Consider the following 17,042-nt stretch of genomic DNA (forward strand, 5'->3'; position numbering starts at 1 on the left):
GAGCGCTGGGCGCGGCCGATCCCGCTCACTCCTCGACGTCGAGGAGTGCGGAGAGCGGGATCGGTTGCGCGATCGGCCGGTGATTCGTCTGTGCAAGAGACGCGGCGGAATCCCGTGCGCCCGCCCGAGTGGGAGCGGGCGCTCCGGCGATGCAGGTGACTGCGTATCCGCAGACACGACCCTGGCACCAGCCCATCCCGGCGCGCGTCACACCCTTCTGCGTGCGGGAGTCCTCGCCCGAGAGCACTTCGCGGGCGTGGGAGAGGGCGCCGTAGCGCACTTCCTCGCATCGGCAGACGATCGTGTCGGTGTGGAGGCGCTGCTCCCAGCCCTCGGGTACCGGATGCGCGAGATGCATCGCCTCCGCGAACGAGCGTTGACGCCGCATCGCCCGAAGCTCCGCCGTCGTCGCGCTCCCGATCTCACCGGTTGCGTCTGCGGCGGCCGCCCGGCCGGCGACGGTGCCTTCGAGTACCGCGAGCACTGCGCCGCCGACCCCGGTCAGTTCACCCGCGAGGAAGAGCCCCGGCACGGAGGATCGCTGGTTCTGGTCGACGACCGCCACCAGTGAGCCGTCCGCGTCGAGCCTCGTCTGGGCCCCCAGTTGCACGGGAAGCTCGAGCTGCGGGGTGAAGCCCCATCCCAGGCCGACGGCGTCGACGTCCTCGATGATGCGGGAGCTCTTCGGCTCTACTTCCCCCGACCGCCCGATCCGCGCGGTGCGCACGGCCTCCACATGGGAGTCTCCGAGAATCTCGGTGATGACCGTGCGGCGTCGATACGGAATGCGTCGACGCAGGAAGGTGGCGATGTACTCCGCCCCTTCGGCGCCCTTTGCGGGGACGCCGAATGCGCGATGCGCTCGAGGGAGCCAGCCGACGAGCGACGATGATTCGAGGACGGACGTGACGCGGCCCCCCGAGTGCGCGATGTTCGAAGCGACGGGCAGGAGGAACGGGCCAGTGCCTGCGATGACGAAACGGGAACCCGGCAAGGCGCCGTTCTGCTTGATGAAGGCTTGTATGCCCCCGGCTGCCATGACGCCCGGGAGGTGCCAGCCGGGAAGCGGGATCTGCCGATCGTACCCTCCGGTCGCGAGCACGAGCGTGCGCGCCCGAACGGTGGTCGCGGCGCCCGCGCCCGGCCCGTACGAGGGAGCCAGCCGAAGCGTGAAGCATGGCGTCGCATCGGGCGAAGCCGGGGGCGTCCGCTGCACCATCCACACGCTCGTCGCGGGAATGTAGCGGATCGCCCCGGCACCCATTCCAGCGTCGAACCGCGCGCGCAGCGCGAGGTACTCCTGCCAGCCGTGATGCAGCGCGCCGTCGTCGTCACCGGCGGCCTCACTGCGGTGCCGCCAGTATTGGCCTCCAGGTTGCTCAGCACTGTCGATCACGATGACCGATGCCCCCGACTCGGACGCGGTGGCAGCCGCAGCGAGCCCGGCGGGTCCCGCTCCCACGACGACGACGTCGGCGTGCGGCTGCGATGCCGTGCGGCGCAGCGGTGGCGCGATCGGATCGCTTCCCGCGAGTCCGCTCTGGTCGCTCATGCGTGTCCTCCGCCGGCCGTGCGCGTGTCAGCGGGCGGAGCGGCGTCAAGCCCTGCGGGTGCCTCTCCGCCCGATTCGGGAGTCGATGCTCCGGTGGCCGAGCGGACGTCCATGCCAGCGCGCAGGGGGATCATGCAGGCGCGTTGTCCCGACTCCCCGTCGACCTCGACCAGGCAATCGAAGCACACGCCGATGCCGCAGAAGATGCCCCGGCGCTCGCCGTCGCGCGTGCTGCGCCACGACGTACGGCCGGAGGAGATGAGGGCAGCAGCGATACTCGCGCCGCGGGGCGCGGAGATCGGGGCACCGTCGAATGCGGCGACGACATCGCCGGCCGCTTCCTCGGGAGCGGGATCGGGGCGGGCTGCGGCGCGACGGGCTCGCCGGGTCATGCCGACACCTCCTCATCGAAGCGTTCGGGGCGGAAGGGGTGCAGGGAGAGCTCGGGAGCGTCGCCGGAGAGCGCCTGGGCGAGGAGCTTTCCGGTGCCAGCGGCGAGTCCGATGCCGGCGCCCTCATGGCCTGCGGCGTGCCAGAGGCCGGGCGCGCGAGGATCAGGGCCGATCACGGGCAGGTGATCGGGGCAGTAGGGCCGGAACCCGTGATAGTGCCGCAGCATGCGCGTACCTGCGAGGAAGGGGAACAGTTCGATCGCGTTCCGTGCGATGGAGCGCAGCGCCGGCACGCTGACGGTCCGGTCGAACCCGACGCGCTCCCGACTCGAGCCGATCAGAATCGTGCCCGCCGGCGTGCCCTCGACGACGGGTGAGGCCTGCAGGCCGGCGTCCGCGCTTCCGACGTTGTCGACGTATTCGGCGGCGTACACCTTGTGGTGCACGCGGGGTGGCAGCGGTTCGGTGACCAGAACGAATCCCCGTCGTGGCAGCACGGGCACCCGCACTCCTGCGAGGTCGCCGATGCTGCCGGCCCAGGCGCCCGCCGTGTTCACGATGTGGGCCGCGCTGAAATCCCCCCTGGGGGTTCGAGCACCCACGACCCGGTCGCCATCGCGCAGCAGCGCGGTCACCGGCGCGCGAGTGACCAGCTCGGCGCCGAGGCCGCGGGCGAGCCGGAGGAAGGTGGAAGCCGCGAGGATCGGCTGCACTTGACAGTCGTCCGGGTAGTACGCGGCTCCGAGCGCACGATCGGTCACGAGCGGCTCGTACTCGCGCAGTGCTCCGGGATCCAGACGCTCCGACCGGATCCCGAACGCGCGCTGACTGGCGGAGAAGCGCTCGAGCGAGGCCAGGCTGGACTCGCGAGAAGCGACGATGATGCCGCCTTTCGCCTCGAACTCCCAGAAGCGCCCGAATTCGGCGAGTTCGCCGCGCCAGATGTCGAGTGAGTAGTGGGTGAGCTCGAGCTCGGGGCCGAGCTCCTTGTCGCTCACGAGGATGTTGCCCTCGCACCGGGAGGTCGAACCGCTGACCGGGAGCTCCCGTTCGAGCACGGTCACCGAGAGGCCGGCTCGGGATGCGAAATACGCCGTGGCGCACCCCATGATTCCCGCTCCGATGATGAGCACGTCGGATGGGCCCCGCGTCACGTGTCCCGCCTCCGCGTCGGTTCGTCGGCGCTCGGGTCGCTCTCCGTCCCCGTCGCCCACAGCGCCCGTGCATGACCGATGTGCTGACGGAGCAGATGCTCGGCTGCGTCCGCATCACCTCGGTGCAGCTGCTCGACGAGATCGTGATGCTCTTGCGCCGAGGCTGCGAGCCGTCCGTCCCGTGCAAGGGCGATGAGCCCGTACATGCGGGTGCGCAGACGCAGCTCGGTCGCGAGAGCGACGAGCTGCTGATTCCCCGTCAGGGAGAGCAGTCGGGCATGGAACGCGCGATCGAGCTGCAGGTACTGCTGCAGATCTTCGCGTTCTGCCGCTGCTGCGCACGCTCCGGCGACCTCGCGGAGTGCCGTGCGCTCCACGTCGGTGACGCGACCGGCGACGAGGTGCATCGCGGGGGGCTCCAGCAGCAGTCTGACCTGGGCCAGGTCGTCCAGGTCGTCTTCCGACATGCGCGTGATGCGAAAGCCCTTGTTCTTCACGGTCTCCACGAGGCCTTCACGGGCGAGATCCATCATCGCCTCGCGCACGGGAGTGGCGGACACGCCGAGTGCCTGCCCGAGCATCGGCGCTGAGAAGAGCGCGCCTTCGGCGAGCTCTCCGGTGATGATCGCCGTGCGCAGCCGTTCGAGGACCGTCTCGCGGAGGTACCGGGGTCGCGCGACGCGCTCGACGGCGGGCGTCGAGCGAACGGCGACGGCGGGATCGGACGTCGGCATCACGACGCTCCCTCGGCCCGTGGAGGCGCCGCGTCCCTCCGGGCGGCGGATTCGAGCACCGCAGACGCGCAGATCAAGTCCTCCCAAGCCATGCCGACGCCGGTGAACACGGCGGGGCGGCCGGGGGTGCGCCGCATGTCGCCGGTGACGAGATCCTGCAGGTTGGCGGGCGCACTGGCGCTGCCCCACACCTCTGCGTCGAGGGCGGTGAGATTTCCGTTCTCCCGCTGCGCGGACGCGCGGCCTTCGACGACCAGATCGGAGCGTTCGATCAGCGCGTCATCGAGTTCGCGCTTGTCCGTGCCGTGGGTCCCGTTCGCGGCGACGACGGCGTGCTCGGCGACCAGAGCGCCGTCGAACAGGGGCGTGCTCGTCGATGTGGTGCACAGAATGATGTCGGCCTCGGGTACCGCGGCCTCCGCGCTGCCGGTGCGATTGCGGATGGAGACTCCGCGGGTCTCGCCCGCACCCGAGAGTGCTTCGATCATCGCATCCACTCGCGCCGGTCGGCGGCCGACCACGTCGAACGTCGCGTCGGGAAACGCGGTGGCGGCGGCCCGAATGTGCGCTGACGACTGCACTCCGGCGCCGAACACGAGGATGCGCGGATGAGGCGCGGGCTCACCTCCGGGCGGCGCGATCGCCACGAGATGCTGCACCGCGAGCAGCGCGACCGCGGGGGTGCGGATCGCCGTGAGGGAGGCTCCCTCGAGGATCGCGAGGGGCTCAGCGGTGTCTGACGAGTACACGATGTACACCCCCTGAATCTTCGCGAGACCGCGAGCGGGGTTCTCAGGCGCCACGGTCAGGGCTTTCAACCCGCTGAATCGGGTTCCCTGGGCGGGCATCAGCAAGAATTCGCCTCCGGGAAACTCGCTGAACAGGCGCGGCGCGTCGCGCTCGGGATCGACGTCGTCGCGCAGCGCAGCGCGCAGTGCCGCGATGGCGTCGGGGATCGGCAGGAGCCGCGTGATGTCCGCAGCCGTGAAGTAGGGCAGCGCTGCCGATGCGCCGCTCACAGGAGGAAGCCGTTCGGGAACGGGTCGCTGGGGTCGAGGAAGTACTGGGCGGTGCCGGTCACCCAGGCGCGACCTCGAATCGTCGGGATGACCGCGGGGCGACCGCCGACCTCGGTCTCGGCGATGAGCGTGCCGTGGAAACGGGAACCGATGTAGGAGTCGTTGATGAACTCCGTGTCGAGCGGCAGCTCGCCGCGGGCGTGCAGCTGCGCCATGCGGGCGCTCGTTCCCGTGCCGCAGGGGGAGCGGTCGAACCAGCCCGGGTGGATCGCCATCGCGTGGCGGGAGTGCTGCGCCGTCGAGCCGGGTGCCTGCAGATAGACGTGGTGCACCCCGCGGATGTCGGGGCGCTCGGGGTGCACGGGCTCGTCTGTCGCGTTGATGGCAGCCATGATCGACAGGCCTGCGGCGAGCAGCTCGCCCTGGTTGCGGCGATCCTCATGCCACTCGATGCCGAGCCGTTCGAGCTCGACGATGGCGTAGAAGTTGCCGCCGAAGGCGAGGTCGTAGCCGACCGCGCCCAGGCCGGGCACCGCCACGATGGCGCCGAGGCGCTCGGCGAACGACGGCACGTTCGTGATCGTGACGTGGTCGGCGTGCCCGTCGGTGACGGCCACTTCTGCGACGACGAGACCAGCCGGGGTGTCGAGCCGAATCGTCGTCGTGGGCTCCGTGACGTCGACCATTCCCGTCTCGACGAGCACGGTCGCGACACCGATGGTGCCGTGCCCGCACATCGGCAGGCACCCGGAGACCTCGATGTAGAGCACGCCCCAATCGGCGTCGGGGCGCGTGGGCGGCTGCAGAATCGCGCCGCTCATGGACGCGTGCCCGCGCGGCTCGAACATGAGCAGCTGACGCACGTCGTCTCGATGCTCCATGAACCAGAGGCGCCGCTCGGCCATCGTGTCACCGGGCAGCACGCCGACGCCCCCGGTGATGACCCGTGTCGGCATGCCCTCGGTATGCGAATCGACGGCGTGATAGACGTGACTCGTACGCATGTGCGCCCTTTCAGTGAACGAGGCCGCGTTGCCCCTGGAACTGCGTGCCCGCCTCGAGCTACCTGTCGTAGCCCTTGGCGATGGCGGCCCGGGTATCGGCGACGATCCGGTCCGCGACATCCTGTGGAAGCGCGAGGCGCGGGGGGCGACTCGCGCCGCCCTTGCGACCCACGATGTCCATCGACAGCTTAATCGCCTCGACGAACTGCGTCTTCGAATCCCAGCGCAGCAGCGAGTGCAGGTCGCGATAGATCTGCTGGCCGCGCTCGAGGTCTGCGTAGTCGCCCGACGTGCAGAGTCGGTAGAGCTCGACGCACGACTGCGGAATCGCGTTCGGGTACCCCGACACCCAGCCGACGGCGCCGGCGAGCCCCACTTCGAGCACGGTGTCGTCGGTGCCGATGATGATGTCGATCTCGGGGGCCAGCTCCTTGATCTCGTAGATGCGGCGGGGGTCGCCGGAGAACTCCTTGACGCCCACCATGTTGCCGGCGGCATGGATGTCGGCGATGAGTTCGGGCACGAGGTCGACCTTGGTGTCGATCGGATTGTTGTACCCGACGATCGGCAGGCCGACCTTGCCGACCGTGGCGTAGTGGTGCTTCACCTGTTCGTGGTTGGCTCGGTAAGTGTTCGGCGGGAGCAGCATCACGCACTGAGCGCCCGCCTCCGCGGCCTGCTCGGCCCAGTGGGCCGATTGCAGGGCGCCGTAGGCGCCGACGCCGGCCATGACGGTGAAGCCCTCGGGTGCTGCTTCGACGGCGGTCTTGACGACTTGCGCGCGTTCGGCTTCGGTGAGGTTCTGATATTCCCCGAGGGAGCCGTTCGGGGCGACGCCGTCGCAGCCGTTCTCGGCCAGCCAGGCCACATGCTCGGCATAGGCGTCGTAGTCGACCGAGAGGTCGTCCGTGAAGGGGAGTGCGGTGGCGACGATGACGCCGTGCCAGGGCTTCTGCTCGGTCATGGGGGTCCTTTCGGGCTGCGATCGAGTCACTGCAGTGTGACATTGCACACGGTACCACGCTCTGGGGCGGGTCCGTCAACTGCGATTTCCGGTGGGGGTGGAGCCGATGGGTGGATCATCGGCCTGCATGCGGAAGCGGCTCAGTCCGCTGGGCGGCCCCGGGTGCGCTTCAGGGCCGCGAGGAGCAGGTGCATCGGCAGTACCGACTGCGGATCCGAAAGCGACACGCCCGTCTGCTGGGCGCGCGCCAACCGTGCCTGCAGTGTGTTGCGATGGACTCCGAGGCGTTCGGCCGCAGACGAGACCGAGCCGCGGTGATCCAAGTACGCCAGCACAGCTTCGACGAGCTCATCCGTCGCGGGATCGGCGAGAAGGTCGGGGAGCAACGTGCTGGCGAGTTGCGCCGCGAGAGGACCCGGCAGCACCCGCGGGAGAATTTCCGCCGTGATCTCTGAGAACTCCACGATCGCAGGAACCGAGAGCGCATCGTTCGTGGCCAGACGTGCCGCAAGCGACGCCTCGCGAAGCCCACGTGCCGCATGCTCGATGTCCGTCAGCACGTCTGACACGCCTGCGGCGAGGTCGAACGCCTGCAGGCGCAGCCTGTGCGATCGGAGCTCAGCGACGAAGCCACTGCGCGAATGCTCATCCGAGCTCGGAACGAAGCCGAACCAACCGTCCTCGATCCGTGCGAGCGGGAGTTGCCCGAACACGTCGTTCCACAATTGACGCACTGCAGCACCCATCCGGCCCTGAGACGACGAGGCGAAGAACACCACGAAATAATCGCCGTCGATCGACCATCCCAACTCGGCCGCGACGTCACTCCCGACGGAGTCGATCGTGCCGCCGGGGGTGATGAGACCGGTCAGGGCCGCGACCGAGAGCGTCGGCAGCGAGGCCTCGGTTTCACTCAAGCGCTCTTCAGCCAGAAGCGCGCGAATCGTTGGCGAGGCCGCCGCGAGCACCTGCTCGGCTCGCATCCGCTCGGGGTCCTGCGTCTCCGCGACGAGGTGGTCGGGGCGGGGCCGGGATGAGAGCGGAACGCACACCCGGGTGCTCCCGGGATGAGGGTGCGGCTCGGCCGGTGTGCTGAATCGGACTGCGCCCCCGTCCAGACGGACAGCGACGCGAGCGCCCTCCAGCTCCGCAGAGATCGTCGCCAGGGCTGCAGGAATGTCAGCTGAGAGGGAGACTCTCGTCGCGAAGCGGTGCAATCGAGCCAGAGAATCGGCTCGCGCGACCCCGACGTGGATCGCCGTTCTGATGGCCAGGGTGCGGATGTCGATGTCGGTGGTGAACAGTGAGACACCCAGACGCTCTGCCAGATCGATGACACTCCCGGTGAACGCCTGGTGCGGCACGATGAGGGCGCAGGCTCGGCGTTCCCAGGCGTAGCGGAGTGCCGCCGAGATCATCCATCCGCCGCGCGCCACCTCCTGAGTCAACATGATCAGCGTGTCCGGGCCCACCGACGTCATCTCCTCGATGTCGGTGACCAGTGCGAGCTCGCGCACCGGGCTGCGCGGGTCGGCGAGGTGCAGGGTGACGAGATCTTCGAAGTCCGAAGACTCTGCGAGGTCGCGGAGCTCGACGAGCCCGTGCGAGTTCGGTCGCATTATCTTCCTCCTCGCGCCCGCAGCCACAGGTGCAGCGCGTCCGGTCCGACGAGGTCGATCCCGGCGGGCGTGTACCACTGCGGTGCGCCGGGGAGAACGACGATGTCGAGCGTGTTGCCGACCCAGAGGTCGTCCAATCCCGCGACACTCGCGTCCTCGGGCCTGAGCATCGTGATGATGTCGGGCATCACCGCGACGACGGCGCCGTCGACCATGACCATGAGCAACTCGTTCTGAATCTCCATCTGCACGATGCGCCCGCTCGTCTCCTCGATGAAGACGACGCTCGACGGCATGTCGGGCTGGCCGGGCGGAGCCGGACGCGACAGGCCAGCGACATCTGCGACCCGTGCCCGGATGATGCGCCTCACCCCCTCGCTTCGTCTCAGCGCAGCGTGCTTCGCCGCCGTCGGCTGTGCAGCTTGCAGTACCGCTCCGATGCGTATCATCCGTGACACGCTTCCCAGAATGCCGGCCCTGGCGAGTGTTCCTGCCGTCATCGGGTACAGCGCGGTCGCCGCCCATCCGCCGAACTCTCCGGCCAGTGCACGCACGAGTCGCTCGGCCCGACGAGTGTCCGACACCTCGAGCAATGCCGAATCCCCGGCCGGACCCGTTGCACCGATCGGTCCAGCAGACAGGCCTTCCAATGTGAACACCGATTGGTAGAGCAACGGGAACACGCGACCCATCGGATCCGCGTCCACTACGGGTCGCCCGGTCTGCAGCGACGTCAGGACGGGAACGAGTGAGTTGATGTTCGCGGCCGCGAGCGGGATGAAGCCGGCGGCCTCTCGTCCGAACGCACGCTCGACGAGTGCGAGGCTCGTCAGGAATTCGTCCCCGACCGGTCTGAGATCAGAGAGCGGGAGCCCGCTGTTGACGAAGCCGAGTGCGATGATCAGATCGTCGTTCTCGAATGTCTCCACCGATCTGAGTTCCGCCTCGGTCTCGTGCGAGCGCATGTGCGCGATCGTGCGATCCATCTGCTCGGTGCACCAGTCGTGGTCGGCAGCGCAGCCGAGGAAGAGGGCGCCTGCGCGCAGGTGGGAGACATCCTGCTCATCGAGGCGCACGCGCTGCACCTCCCGTCAGAATGGAGCCCGTACTCTCGCCGGCGATGCCGCGCACCCGCACGGTCACCACGCGCGGATGCTGGTAGGCCGTCGCGATCACTCTGGATTCGGGAATGCGGATGCTCGCGGGAACTGCACCGAGGGATACGAGCCGCGCTTCCACACGGGCGCGGGCGTTCGCGAGGGCCTGCTCCATCTCCGTCGCGTTGCTGACATCGACCACGCGGTTGGCCCACTCGGAGAGCGGGGCGCACGCTGCTCCGAGTGCACGAAGACTGTGGTCCGCGTGGGAGTGGGCGGAGAGGCCGAGTGGGCTCGGTCCGTCGGCGCCGTGGGTCACGAGGAGTGGTCGGTCGGCGCCACCGTGCAACTCGATATCAGTGACACCTCTCACATTGGCGGCCTGGGTGGAGACCGCAGGACCGGAGGCGCGGTGCGTGGGGACGACGGTCGGAACTCCATCGATGATCTCGCCGAAGAATGGCGCAGTTCCGTCATCGACGATCAGAGCACCATCGTCGATGCCGCACAGTGCGGCGGCCCCGATGAGCTCCGTTGAGCGCCCGGCGTGCAGTGCATGGATGGGCGCCTCTGAGAGTTGCGCGATCGTCGTCGATCCGCCGTCGTTCGTGGTGACGTAGAGGCGTGACAACGGCGCCGCAGCTTCAACCGCGAGCACCAGTGAGGTGCCGAGAGCTGCCGCTCCGGGAGTGAGTGCACTGTTGAGCACGGCGGTTCGTTCGCGTACGGCGATGGCGCTGCTCGAGAAGCGATGAGAGAACTCAATGCTCGCCGGCTCGGAGTGCTCGAGGAGGATGCGTCCGGCGGTCTGTTCGTGGGACGGGTTCACGAGCGACCCGACGCCCGAAATGACGTAGTTGGGCGCCCGCCCGGCTGAACGAGCGATCCGTATCAGAGCGGCGGTATCGAGCGGGACGAGTTCGTCTCCGAGGATCGTATGTCCTCCTGAGACATGGACGATCCGCGTGCGATACCTGTTCTCGGCGGAGTCCGAGAGTTCATGGCCCGCATCGACCGGAGGCCGAGGGGCGATGCGGACGACGATGAATGACGCAGAGCGGTTCGGTGTGAGCGCGTCGCTCACATCGATGGTGATCGCCTGTGGAATCGGATTCGTGCCGGGACTCGCCGCCCGGCGTTTCAACCGCCGGAGAATGTCGGACACCATCTCGGAAAGTTCCGCTCCCCGCTGCTCGACGCGCTCTTCGTGGATCTTTCCCCGGTCGTCGATCAGGATTCCAGTCGTGCCATTGGCGGTGGCCGCCATGCCAATTCGCATTTCTGCATTCTACGCGCCGTCTGGATTGTGCATGATGCACAATCTCTGCTCGCGCCGCCGGAGTAGGTTATCGCTGGAAATCAGGAGCCCCCTCCTCCATGAACGACGACGACGGAGTACGAGTTCACCACATGATTCGAAGCATCCTCACTCTGCAACCCCGCACCGGCCGCTCGGAAGAGATCGTGCGCCTCTACCGAGCGCAGGAGATTCTGCAGCAGTCGCTGGACCTCACACGAGCGATCTGCTCGGAGATCTCCGTCGCGATCGACGGCAGTGGCGAGATCATCGTCAGCGCCCTCTGGCCAGATGCAGCGGCCTATCAGGAGTGGATCGATCACCCCGAGCGCGGCAAGCGCGTCCCGCAGCTCCCGGAACTCCTGGAAGGTGCCGAGGTCGGTGTCGCGAAGCTCTACCGCGTCGATCACGGCGTCGGGAGCGAGTCGTTCACGGACGAGTAGTTCCTCTTCCGCCCCCTACCACCCGACCCACTGAAGAAAGCAGATTGCAATGATGCACCTCTCCCGAATCGTGGCCGGCGCCGGAGTGCTCGCCCTCGGCGCGTCCCTCGTCGCCTGCAGCGCCGACTCCGGTGCGAGCAGCGACAGCTACTCGATCGTGTTCCTCGCCTCGTCCTCGCAGAACGGCTACAACCAGGCGGTGTACGAGGGCATCGAGCAACGCGCGGCCGAGCTGTCCGACGAACTCGGCATCACCATCGACACGAAGATACAAGACGGTCAGTTCGACGCGAATACGCAGCTCTCGCAGCTTCAGAATGCAGGGACGACCGGTCAGGCCGATGCGGTGGTCGTTGTGCCGCACGACGGGCCCGCCCTCAATGCGGCATTTCCCCTCGGCAGTGATCTTCCGGTCGTGAGCGTGCTCAATCCCATCGGTCCCGACATCAACGAGATGGAGCCCCAAGTCGAAGGCGTCGTGTCGACCGTCGCCTCCCCACCGGCGAACGGCGCTGAACTGCAGGCTGAGACCGTCGTCGACTACTGCGCCGACATCGATCCGTGCAAGATCGGCCTGCTCGCCGGCCTCTTGAACTCGCCGCTCGACATCGAGCGCGTCGACGCGTGGAAAGGCGTACTCGAGCAGCACGACAACATCGAGATCGTCGGCACCGTTGAGGGCGCGTACGATCGCGACCAGTCGCTCACCGCCGTCAGTAATCTGCTGCAGGCGAATTCGGACATCAATGGAATTCTGAGCAACGCCGATCAGCAGACGCTGGGCGCGCAGATCGCGCTGGAGAACGCGGGCATCGATCCGGCATCCGTGTTCCTGACGGGAGGCGGTGGCACCGTCGAAGCGGTGCAAGCGGTGCGCGATGGTATCTGGACGAACGACTTCCTCAATTTTCCGGTGTCAATGGGGTCGGCGGCCCTCGAACAGGCCGTCAACGCCCTGCGCGGCGAGACGGTCGAGAGCGTCATCGACGCGGATTCGATCGTCGACATGGGCCCGATCGTGACCCGCGAGGATCTCGAGGCAGCCCCCGATTACACGGGCGAGTGGAATGGCTGAAGCGACCCGCGACCGCGCGCAGGAGGTGCTCCTCGAGCTGCGGGGCGTCGATAAGCGGTTCGGCGCGACCCAGGCGCTCGACGACGTTTCGCTCGAGATCCGAGGCGGAGAGATCCACGCGTTCGTCGGGGAGAACGGCGCAGGGAAGTCGACGCTCGGCAAGATCATCGCCGGCGTGTACGCCGCTGACGCGGGCGCCGTCGTCGTGAACGGATCAGTCATCGACAAGTGGAACCCAGCCATTGCGCAGAAGCAAGGCGTCGCCATGATCGCGCAGGAGCTCGCCCTCGTGCCCGACCTCACGGTCGCTCAGAACGTCTTTCTCGGAGCGGAGCAGCATCGCTTCGGAATCGAGCGTCGCAACCTGAACGAGCGATTCGCCGCGCTCGACGCCGAGACCGGCTTCGGGCTCGATCCGCGGATGCGAGTGCGGGATCTGCGGATCGCAGATCAGCAGAAGGTCGAGATTCTCCGCGCTCTCGCGCGCAACGCGCGGATCATCGTCATGGACGAGCCGACCTCCTCGCTCACCGCGTATGAGATGTCCCAGTTGGAGAATCTGATGCGCGCGCTCCGCGACCGCGGGTGCGGCGTGATCTACGTCTCCCACTTCCTCGATTCCGTGCTGGGAGTCGCCGACCGCATCACGGTCATGCGCGATGGCCGTCGCATCGAGAGCGTGCAAGCCAGTACCGTGGTCAAGCACGACATCGTCACCTCGATGCTCGGAAGGGAGCTCGAGCAGGCGTTCCCCGAGCGCGGTGCAGCGCCTCCCGCGTCGATCCCTCCAGTACTGCGCGTTCGGGACCTGCGCACCGAGACGGGAGGCGCGGCGATGAGCTTCGATGTGCGCCCCGGCGAGATCGTCGGCCTTCTCGGCCTGGTCGGCAGCGGTCGAACCGAATGCCTGCGCGCCGTGTTCGGCGTCGACAAGACGGCGGGCGGCAGCGTGGAGCTCGGAGGCCGGGATTGGACGGGGCGGTCACCCCGGGAATCGATCGAAGCGGGGCTCGTGCTCGTCTCGGAGGACCGACACAAAGACGGCCTGGTGCTGCAGCGCTCCGTGCGCGAGAACATCGCGCTGTCGAGCCTGAGCGCGCGCACGCGGTACGGGATCGTCACGCGGGGCTCCGAGAAGCACGTCGCGAAGGACCTCGCCGAATCATTGCAGATGCGGCCACCCGACATCGAGCTCCCCGTTTCGTGGTTCTCGGGCGGCAACCAGCAGAAGGCCCTGCTCGGCAAGGCGCTCGCGGCGCAGCCCCGCGTCGTCATCCTGGATGAGCCAACGCGAGGCGTCGACGTCGGTGCGAAACGCACCATTTACGATCTCGTAGCCCGACTCGCCGCCGAGGGCATCGCGGTGCTGCTGATCTCCTCCGAGCACGAGGAGATCATGGAACTCGCCCATCGCGCCTACCTGGTGTCGGGAGGGCGCACGTTCGACGAGATCATCCCGGAGCACACGACTGTCGAGGATGTGCTCCACCGACTGTTCAATGTGACCCCCCGAGAGGAGACGGCAGCGTGAGCGAAGCCGCCAACACCACAGCGACGCGCACCCGCGCCCGAAAGCAGTTCTCGCTGAAGGAACTCGCGATCGAATACGCGGTGCTGCTGCTGCTGGCCGCAGTGCTGATCGCGCTCGCGATCCTCTCGCCGTCGTTCTTCACGTTCGGCAACATCGTCAACATCTTGAACCAGAATGCGCCGCTCGTCATCATCGCAGCCGCCGGCACGTTCGTCATCATCTCAGGGAATTTCGACCTCTCGACCGGCGCGATCTACAGCGTCGCGGGGGTGCTCGCCGCCTGGCTCGCGGTCTCGATCGGGAACGTGTGGATCGCGTTGCTCGCGGCGCCGCTCGTCGGGTTGGTGCTCGGAGCATTCAACGGGGTGGTCATCACCCGGCTCCGGGTGCACTCGTTTTTGGCGACGCTTGCGTCATCGATGATCTTCACGACGCTTGCGGTGCTGATCACCGGTGGAAGCCTCATCACGGTGACGACCCCGGGCTTCACGGCACTCGGTCGCGACCGTGTCGGCGGTATTTTCGTCGCCGTATTAGTGATGATCGCGGTCGTTGCGGCGCTGTGGTTCCTCCTGTCGCGCACGGTCTTCGGTCGGCGGGTCTACGCGGTCGGCGGGAATGCTGAGGCCGCGGAACTCTCCGGCATCCATGTCGACCGCACCCGCATCATCGTCTTCGTGATCAGCGGCCTCGCGGCGGGAACCGCGGCCGCGATCGGGGTCTCCCGCATCGCCTCGGGTCAACCCCTCGCGGGCGCCGGTCTTGAATTGAGCGCCATCGCTGCCGTGATTCTCGGCGGTACGAGCATTTACGGCGGCGTCGGCGCGGTCTGGAGGTCGGTCGCAGGCGTGTTCCTCATCGCGATGATCGGCAACGGGTTCGACCTGCTCAACTTGAACCCGCAGCTCAAGGACATGGTCACCGGATTCATCATCCTCGCGGCAGTCGGCCTCGCCGCATCAGGCAGAGGAAAACGCTAGCCGAACCGATCCCCCCCCCCCCCGCATTCGGCGTGCAGCGCGCCTCCTGATATCCGGATCTCGCAGCATCAGGACGCATCGTTGCGCCCGAATGTCACCGGGTCACCCCGCACACCACCCTGGAAGGACTCAAGATGACAGCACATATCCGCATCGCAGTCGATGTCGGCGGCACCTTCACCGATGTCGTGAAACTCGACCCCGGCACCGGGGAGCTGAGGTTCGAGAAGGTTCCCACGACTCCGAGTGAACCCACCTCCGGAGTGCTCTCCGCATTCGACAAGGCCGGCGCCGATACCCGCGAGGTGTCGACGTTCAACCACGGCAGCACGCTGGGACTGAACTCGCTGCTCACCCGGACGGGAGCCCGCATCGCCACGGTCGCCACCGCTGGGTTCCGGGACGTCTATCTGCTCGGGCGCACCGATCGGCGAGTCATGTACGACATCGCCTACCGAAAGCCGGCTCCATTGCTGGAGCGTTACGACACGTTCGAGGTGGTGGAGCGCAGCATGTTCGACGGGTCCATCGCGATACCGCTTGACGAAGAGGACGCCAGGCGAGTTGCGCGTGAAATCGGTGCGCGCCGATACGAAGCCGTGGCCGTCGCGTTCCTGCACGCGTACGCCAACCCGGACCACGAGCTTCGCATGCGCGAGATTCTGGCCGAGGAGGCCCCCGATGTCGAGGTCACCCTGTCGCACGATCTCTCTCGGGAGTACCGCGAGTACGAGCGCACGAGCACCGCGGTGCTCGATGCGTACATCAAGCCGATCATGCGCAGTTACCTCCGGGCTCTCGAATCAGAGCTCGATGAACGGGGTTTCGACGGCCGGTTCCTGATGTCTCGTTCCGGAGGAGGCGCTATGACGGCGTCGGCAGCGCGAGAGCAGCCGGTCAACCTCATTCTCTCGGGTCCTGCCGGCGGCGTCGTCGGCGCGGCCGCCTTCTCGAAGCTCATCGGGCGGCCCAATCTCATCACGATCGATATGGGTGGGACCAGTCTCGATGCTTCGCTCGTGCAGAACGGCGCTCCCGTGCTCTACCACGGTGCCGAGTTCGAAGGGCTGCCGATCAACACGCCGTCCCTGTACATCCATACCATCGGCGCGGGCGGGGGGTCGCTCGGATACCTCGACGAGGCGGGCGCACTGCAGGTCGGGCCGAAGAGCGCCGGTGCGATGCCGGGGCCGGCCGCGTACGGTCGGGGAGGTACCGAACCGACCTTCACCGATGCTGCCCTGGCGATCGGCTACCTGGGCGTCGACACCCCGCTCGGGGGCGAGCTCGCGCTCGATCGCGAGCGGGCGCTGGAGGCCCTGGCACCGATCGCGGCCGAACTCGAACTGACTCCGACCCAGCTCGCGCGCGGCATGGTGCAGATCTCGAACACCAAGATCATGGGCGCCGTGCGAGCGATCACCATCGAACTCGGTCACGACCCGCAGGATTTCGCGTTGCTGTCGTTCGGCGGCGGGGGCGGTCTCGTCGCGGTCGACGTGGCGCGTGAGCTCGGAATACCGGAGGTGATCGTGCCTCCCGGTCAGGGAGCGTTCTCGGCCCTCGGTATGCTCATGGCCGACGTGCAGCATGACTATTCGAGGACGAGCATTCAGGCGCTCGACGAGCTCGACGCCGAAGCAGCCGATGCGCTGTTCGCCGGAATGGAGGCGGAGGCGCGCGCCACCCTCGCCGCAGAAGGATTCGCCGAGGATCGCATGCGTTTCAACCGCGTCGTCGCCGTCCGCTACTCCGGGCAGGAGCACGCGGTGACCGTCGACTATCCCGTCGGGAGCGCCGATCCTCGAGTCGAGATTCGCGGTGAGTTCGATCGGCTGCATCTGCGGCAGTACGGGCACACGATGGACGACCCGGTGGAGACCACGACCCTGCGTCTCGGTGCTGTCGGCGTCGTCGACAAGCCTGAGATCCCGAAGATTGATCGGCGCAGCGGCGACGGGCCGCGAACGCGGGTACGTGAGGTCGTGCTCGAGGGGGACCGCACCCGCGACTACGCGCTCGTGGCTCGCGAGGAGCTCTTCGCGGGCGACGTCATCGACGGCCCGGCGGTCATCACCGAGCACACCGCGACGACCGTGCTCCATGCCGGAGACCGACTCGAGGTCGGCGCGTACGGCGAACTCGTCATCTCGATCCAGAACGAACTGAAGGAGGTCTGAC

15 protein-coding genes are annotated in these 17,042 nt (G+C 67.6%); 5 read left to right on the forward strand and 10 right to left on the reverse strand.

Annotated elements, in window-relative coordinates; translation table 11 throughout:
* Nucleotides 1-25: 25 nt before the first annotated feature.
* The 10 genes from JSQ98_RS00120 to JSQ98_RS00165 all read right to left on the reverse strand — a co-directional run bounded on the left by JSQ98_RS00120 (nucleotide 26) and on the right by JSQ98_RS00165 (nucleotide 10,814).
* On the reverse strand, nucleotides 26-1,552 hold the full coding sequence (locus JSQ98_RS00120; RefSeq protein ID WP_211647796.1) for an NAD(P)/FAD-dependent oxidoreductase: 1,527 nt from the start codon (nucleotides 1,550-1,552) through the stop codon (nucleotides 26-28).
* On the reverse strand, nucleotides 1,549-1,944 hold the full coding sequence (locus JSQ98_RS00125) for a (2Fe-2S)-binding protein (protein WP_090147555.1): 396 nt from the start codon (nucleotides 1,942-1,944) through the stop codon (nucleotides 1,549-1,551). Before JSQ98_RS00125 ends, JSQ98_RS00120 begins: the two co-directional genes overlap by 4 nt.
* Nucleotides 1,941-3,098, reverse strand: coding sequence for an NAD(P)/FAD-dependent oxidoreductase (locus JSQ98_RS00130; RefSeq protein WP_211647798.1), 1,158 nt, complete (start codon nucleotides 3,096-3,098; stop codon nucleotides 1,941-1,943). Before JSQ98_RS00130 ends, JSQ98_RS00125 begins: the two co-directional genes overlap by 4 nt.
* The gene (locus JSQ98_RS00135) at nucleotides 3,095-3,832 is read right to left on the reverse strand and encodes a GntR family transcriptional regulator (protein WP_211647800.1); all 738 of its coding nucleotides are present in this window, start codon (nucleotides 3,830-3,832) and stop codon (nucleotides 3,095-3,097) included. The genes JSQ98_RS00130 and JSQ98_RS00135 overlap by 4 nt, the downstream gene beginning before the upstream one ends.
* Complete coding sequence (locus JSQ98_RS00140) at nucleotides 3,832-4,851, reverse strand: ornithine cyclodeaminase family protein (protein WP_211647802.1); 1,020 nt, start codon at nucleotides 4,849-4,851, stop codon at nucleotides 3,832-3,834. The genes JSQ98_RS00135 and JSQ98_RS00140 overlap by 1 nt, the downstream gene beginning before the upstream one ends.
* Entirely contained in the window at nucleotides 4,848-5,855 is a 1,008-nt protein-coding gene (locus tag JSQ98_RS00145) for a proline racemase family protein (protein WP_211647804.1), read from the reverse strand. Before JSQ98_RS00145 ends, JSQ98_RS00140 begins: the two co-directional genes overlap by 4 nt.
* Nucleotides 5,856-5,913: 58 nt before the next feature.
* Nucleotides 5,914-6,819, reverse strand: a complete 906-nt coding sequence (locus JSQ98_RS00150) for a dihydrodipicolinate synthase family protein (protein ID WP_090147568.1) — start codon at nucleotides 6,817-6,819, stop codon at nucleotides 5,914-5,916.
* A gap of 140 nt (nucleotides 6,820-6,959) precedes the next feature.
* Nucleotides 6,960-8,438, reverse strand: coding sequence for a PucR family transcriptional regulator (locus tag JSQ98_RS00155; RefSeq protein ID WP_211647805.1), 1,479 nt, complete (start codon nucleotides 8,436-8,438; stop codon nucleotides 6,960-6,962).
* Complete coding sequence (locus tag JSQ98_RS00160; RefSeq protein WP_200329704.1) at nucleotides 8,438-9,514, reverse strand: S-methyl thiohydantoin desulfurase domain-containing protein; 1,077 nt, start codon at nucleotides 9,512-9,514, stop codon at nucleotides 8,438-8,440. Before JSQ98_RS00160 ends, JSQ98_RS00155 begins: the two co-directional genes overlap by 1 nt.
* Nucleotides 9,501-10,814, reverse strand: coding sequence for a hydantoinase/oxoprolinase family protein (locus tag JSQ98_RS00165; protein ID WP_211647807.1), 1,314 nt, complete (start codon nucleotides 10,812-10,814; stop codon nucleotides 9,501-9,503). The genes JSQ98_RS00160 and JSQ98_RS00165 overlap by 14 nt, the downstream gene beginning before the upstream one ends.
* Nucleotides 10,815-10,945: 131 nt before the next feature.
* On the opposite strand from JSQ98_RS00165, the gene JSQ98_RS00170 reads away from it, so the two are divergent.
* From JSQ98_RS00170 to JSQ98_RS00190, 5 genes are all read left to right on the forward strand, one after another.
* On the forward strand, nucleotides 10,946-11,275 hold the full coding sequence (locus JSQ98_RS00170) for a hypothetical protein (protein ID WP_200329700.1): 330 nt from the start codon (nucleotides 10,946-10,948) through the stop codon (nucleotides 11,273-11,275).
* 49 nt (nucleotides 11,276-11,324) lie between these two features.
* Entirely contained in the window at nucleotides 11,325-12,350 is a 1,026-nt protein-coding gene (locus tag JSQ98_RS00175; RefSeq protein WP_211647808.1) for a sugar ABC transporter substrate-binding protein, read from the forward strand.
* The gene (locus tag JSQ98_RS00180; RefSeq protein WP_211647809.1) at nucleotides 12,343-13,881 is read left to right on the forward strand and encodes a sugar ABC transporter ATP-binding protein; all 1,539 of its coding nucleotides are present in this window, start codon (nucleotides 12,343-12,345) and stop codon (nucleotides 13,879-13,881) included. Before JSQ98_RS00175 ends, JSQ98_RS00180 begins: the two co-directional genes overlap by 8 nt.
* Complete coding sequence (locus JSQ98_RS00185) at nucleotides 13,878-14,861, forward strand: ABC transporter permease (protein ID WP_211647810.1); 984 nt, start codon at nucleotides 13,878-13,880, stop codon at nucleotides 14,859-14,861. The genes JSQ98_RS00180 and JSQ98_RS00185 overlap by 4 nt, the downstream gene beginning before the upstream one ends.
* A gap of 134 nt (nucleotides 14,862-14,995) precedes the next feature.
* On the forward strand, nucleotides 14,996-17,041 hold the full coding sequence (locus tag JSQ98_RS00190) for a hydantoinase/oxoprolinase family protein (protein WP_211647811.1): 2,046 nt from the start codon (nucleotides 14,996-14,998) through the stop codon (nucleotides 17,039-17,041).
* Nucleotide 17,042 lies beyond the last annotated feature (1 nt).

Origin of the sequence: Leucobacter manosquensis (assembly GCF_018304845.1) — a bacterium.
GTDB classification, from domain to species: domain Bacteria; phylum Actinomycetota; class Actinomycetes; order Actinomycetales; family Microbacteriaceae; genus Leucobacter; species Leucobacter alluvii.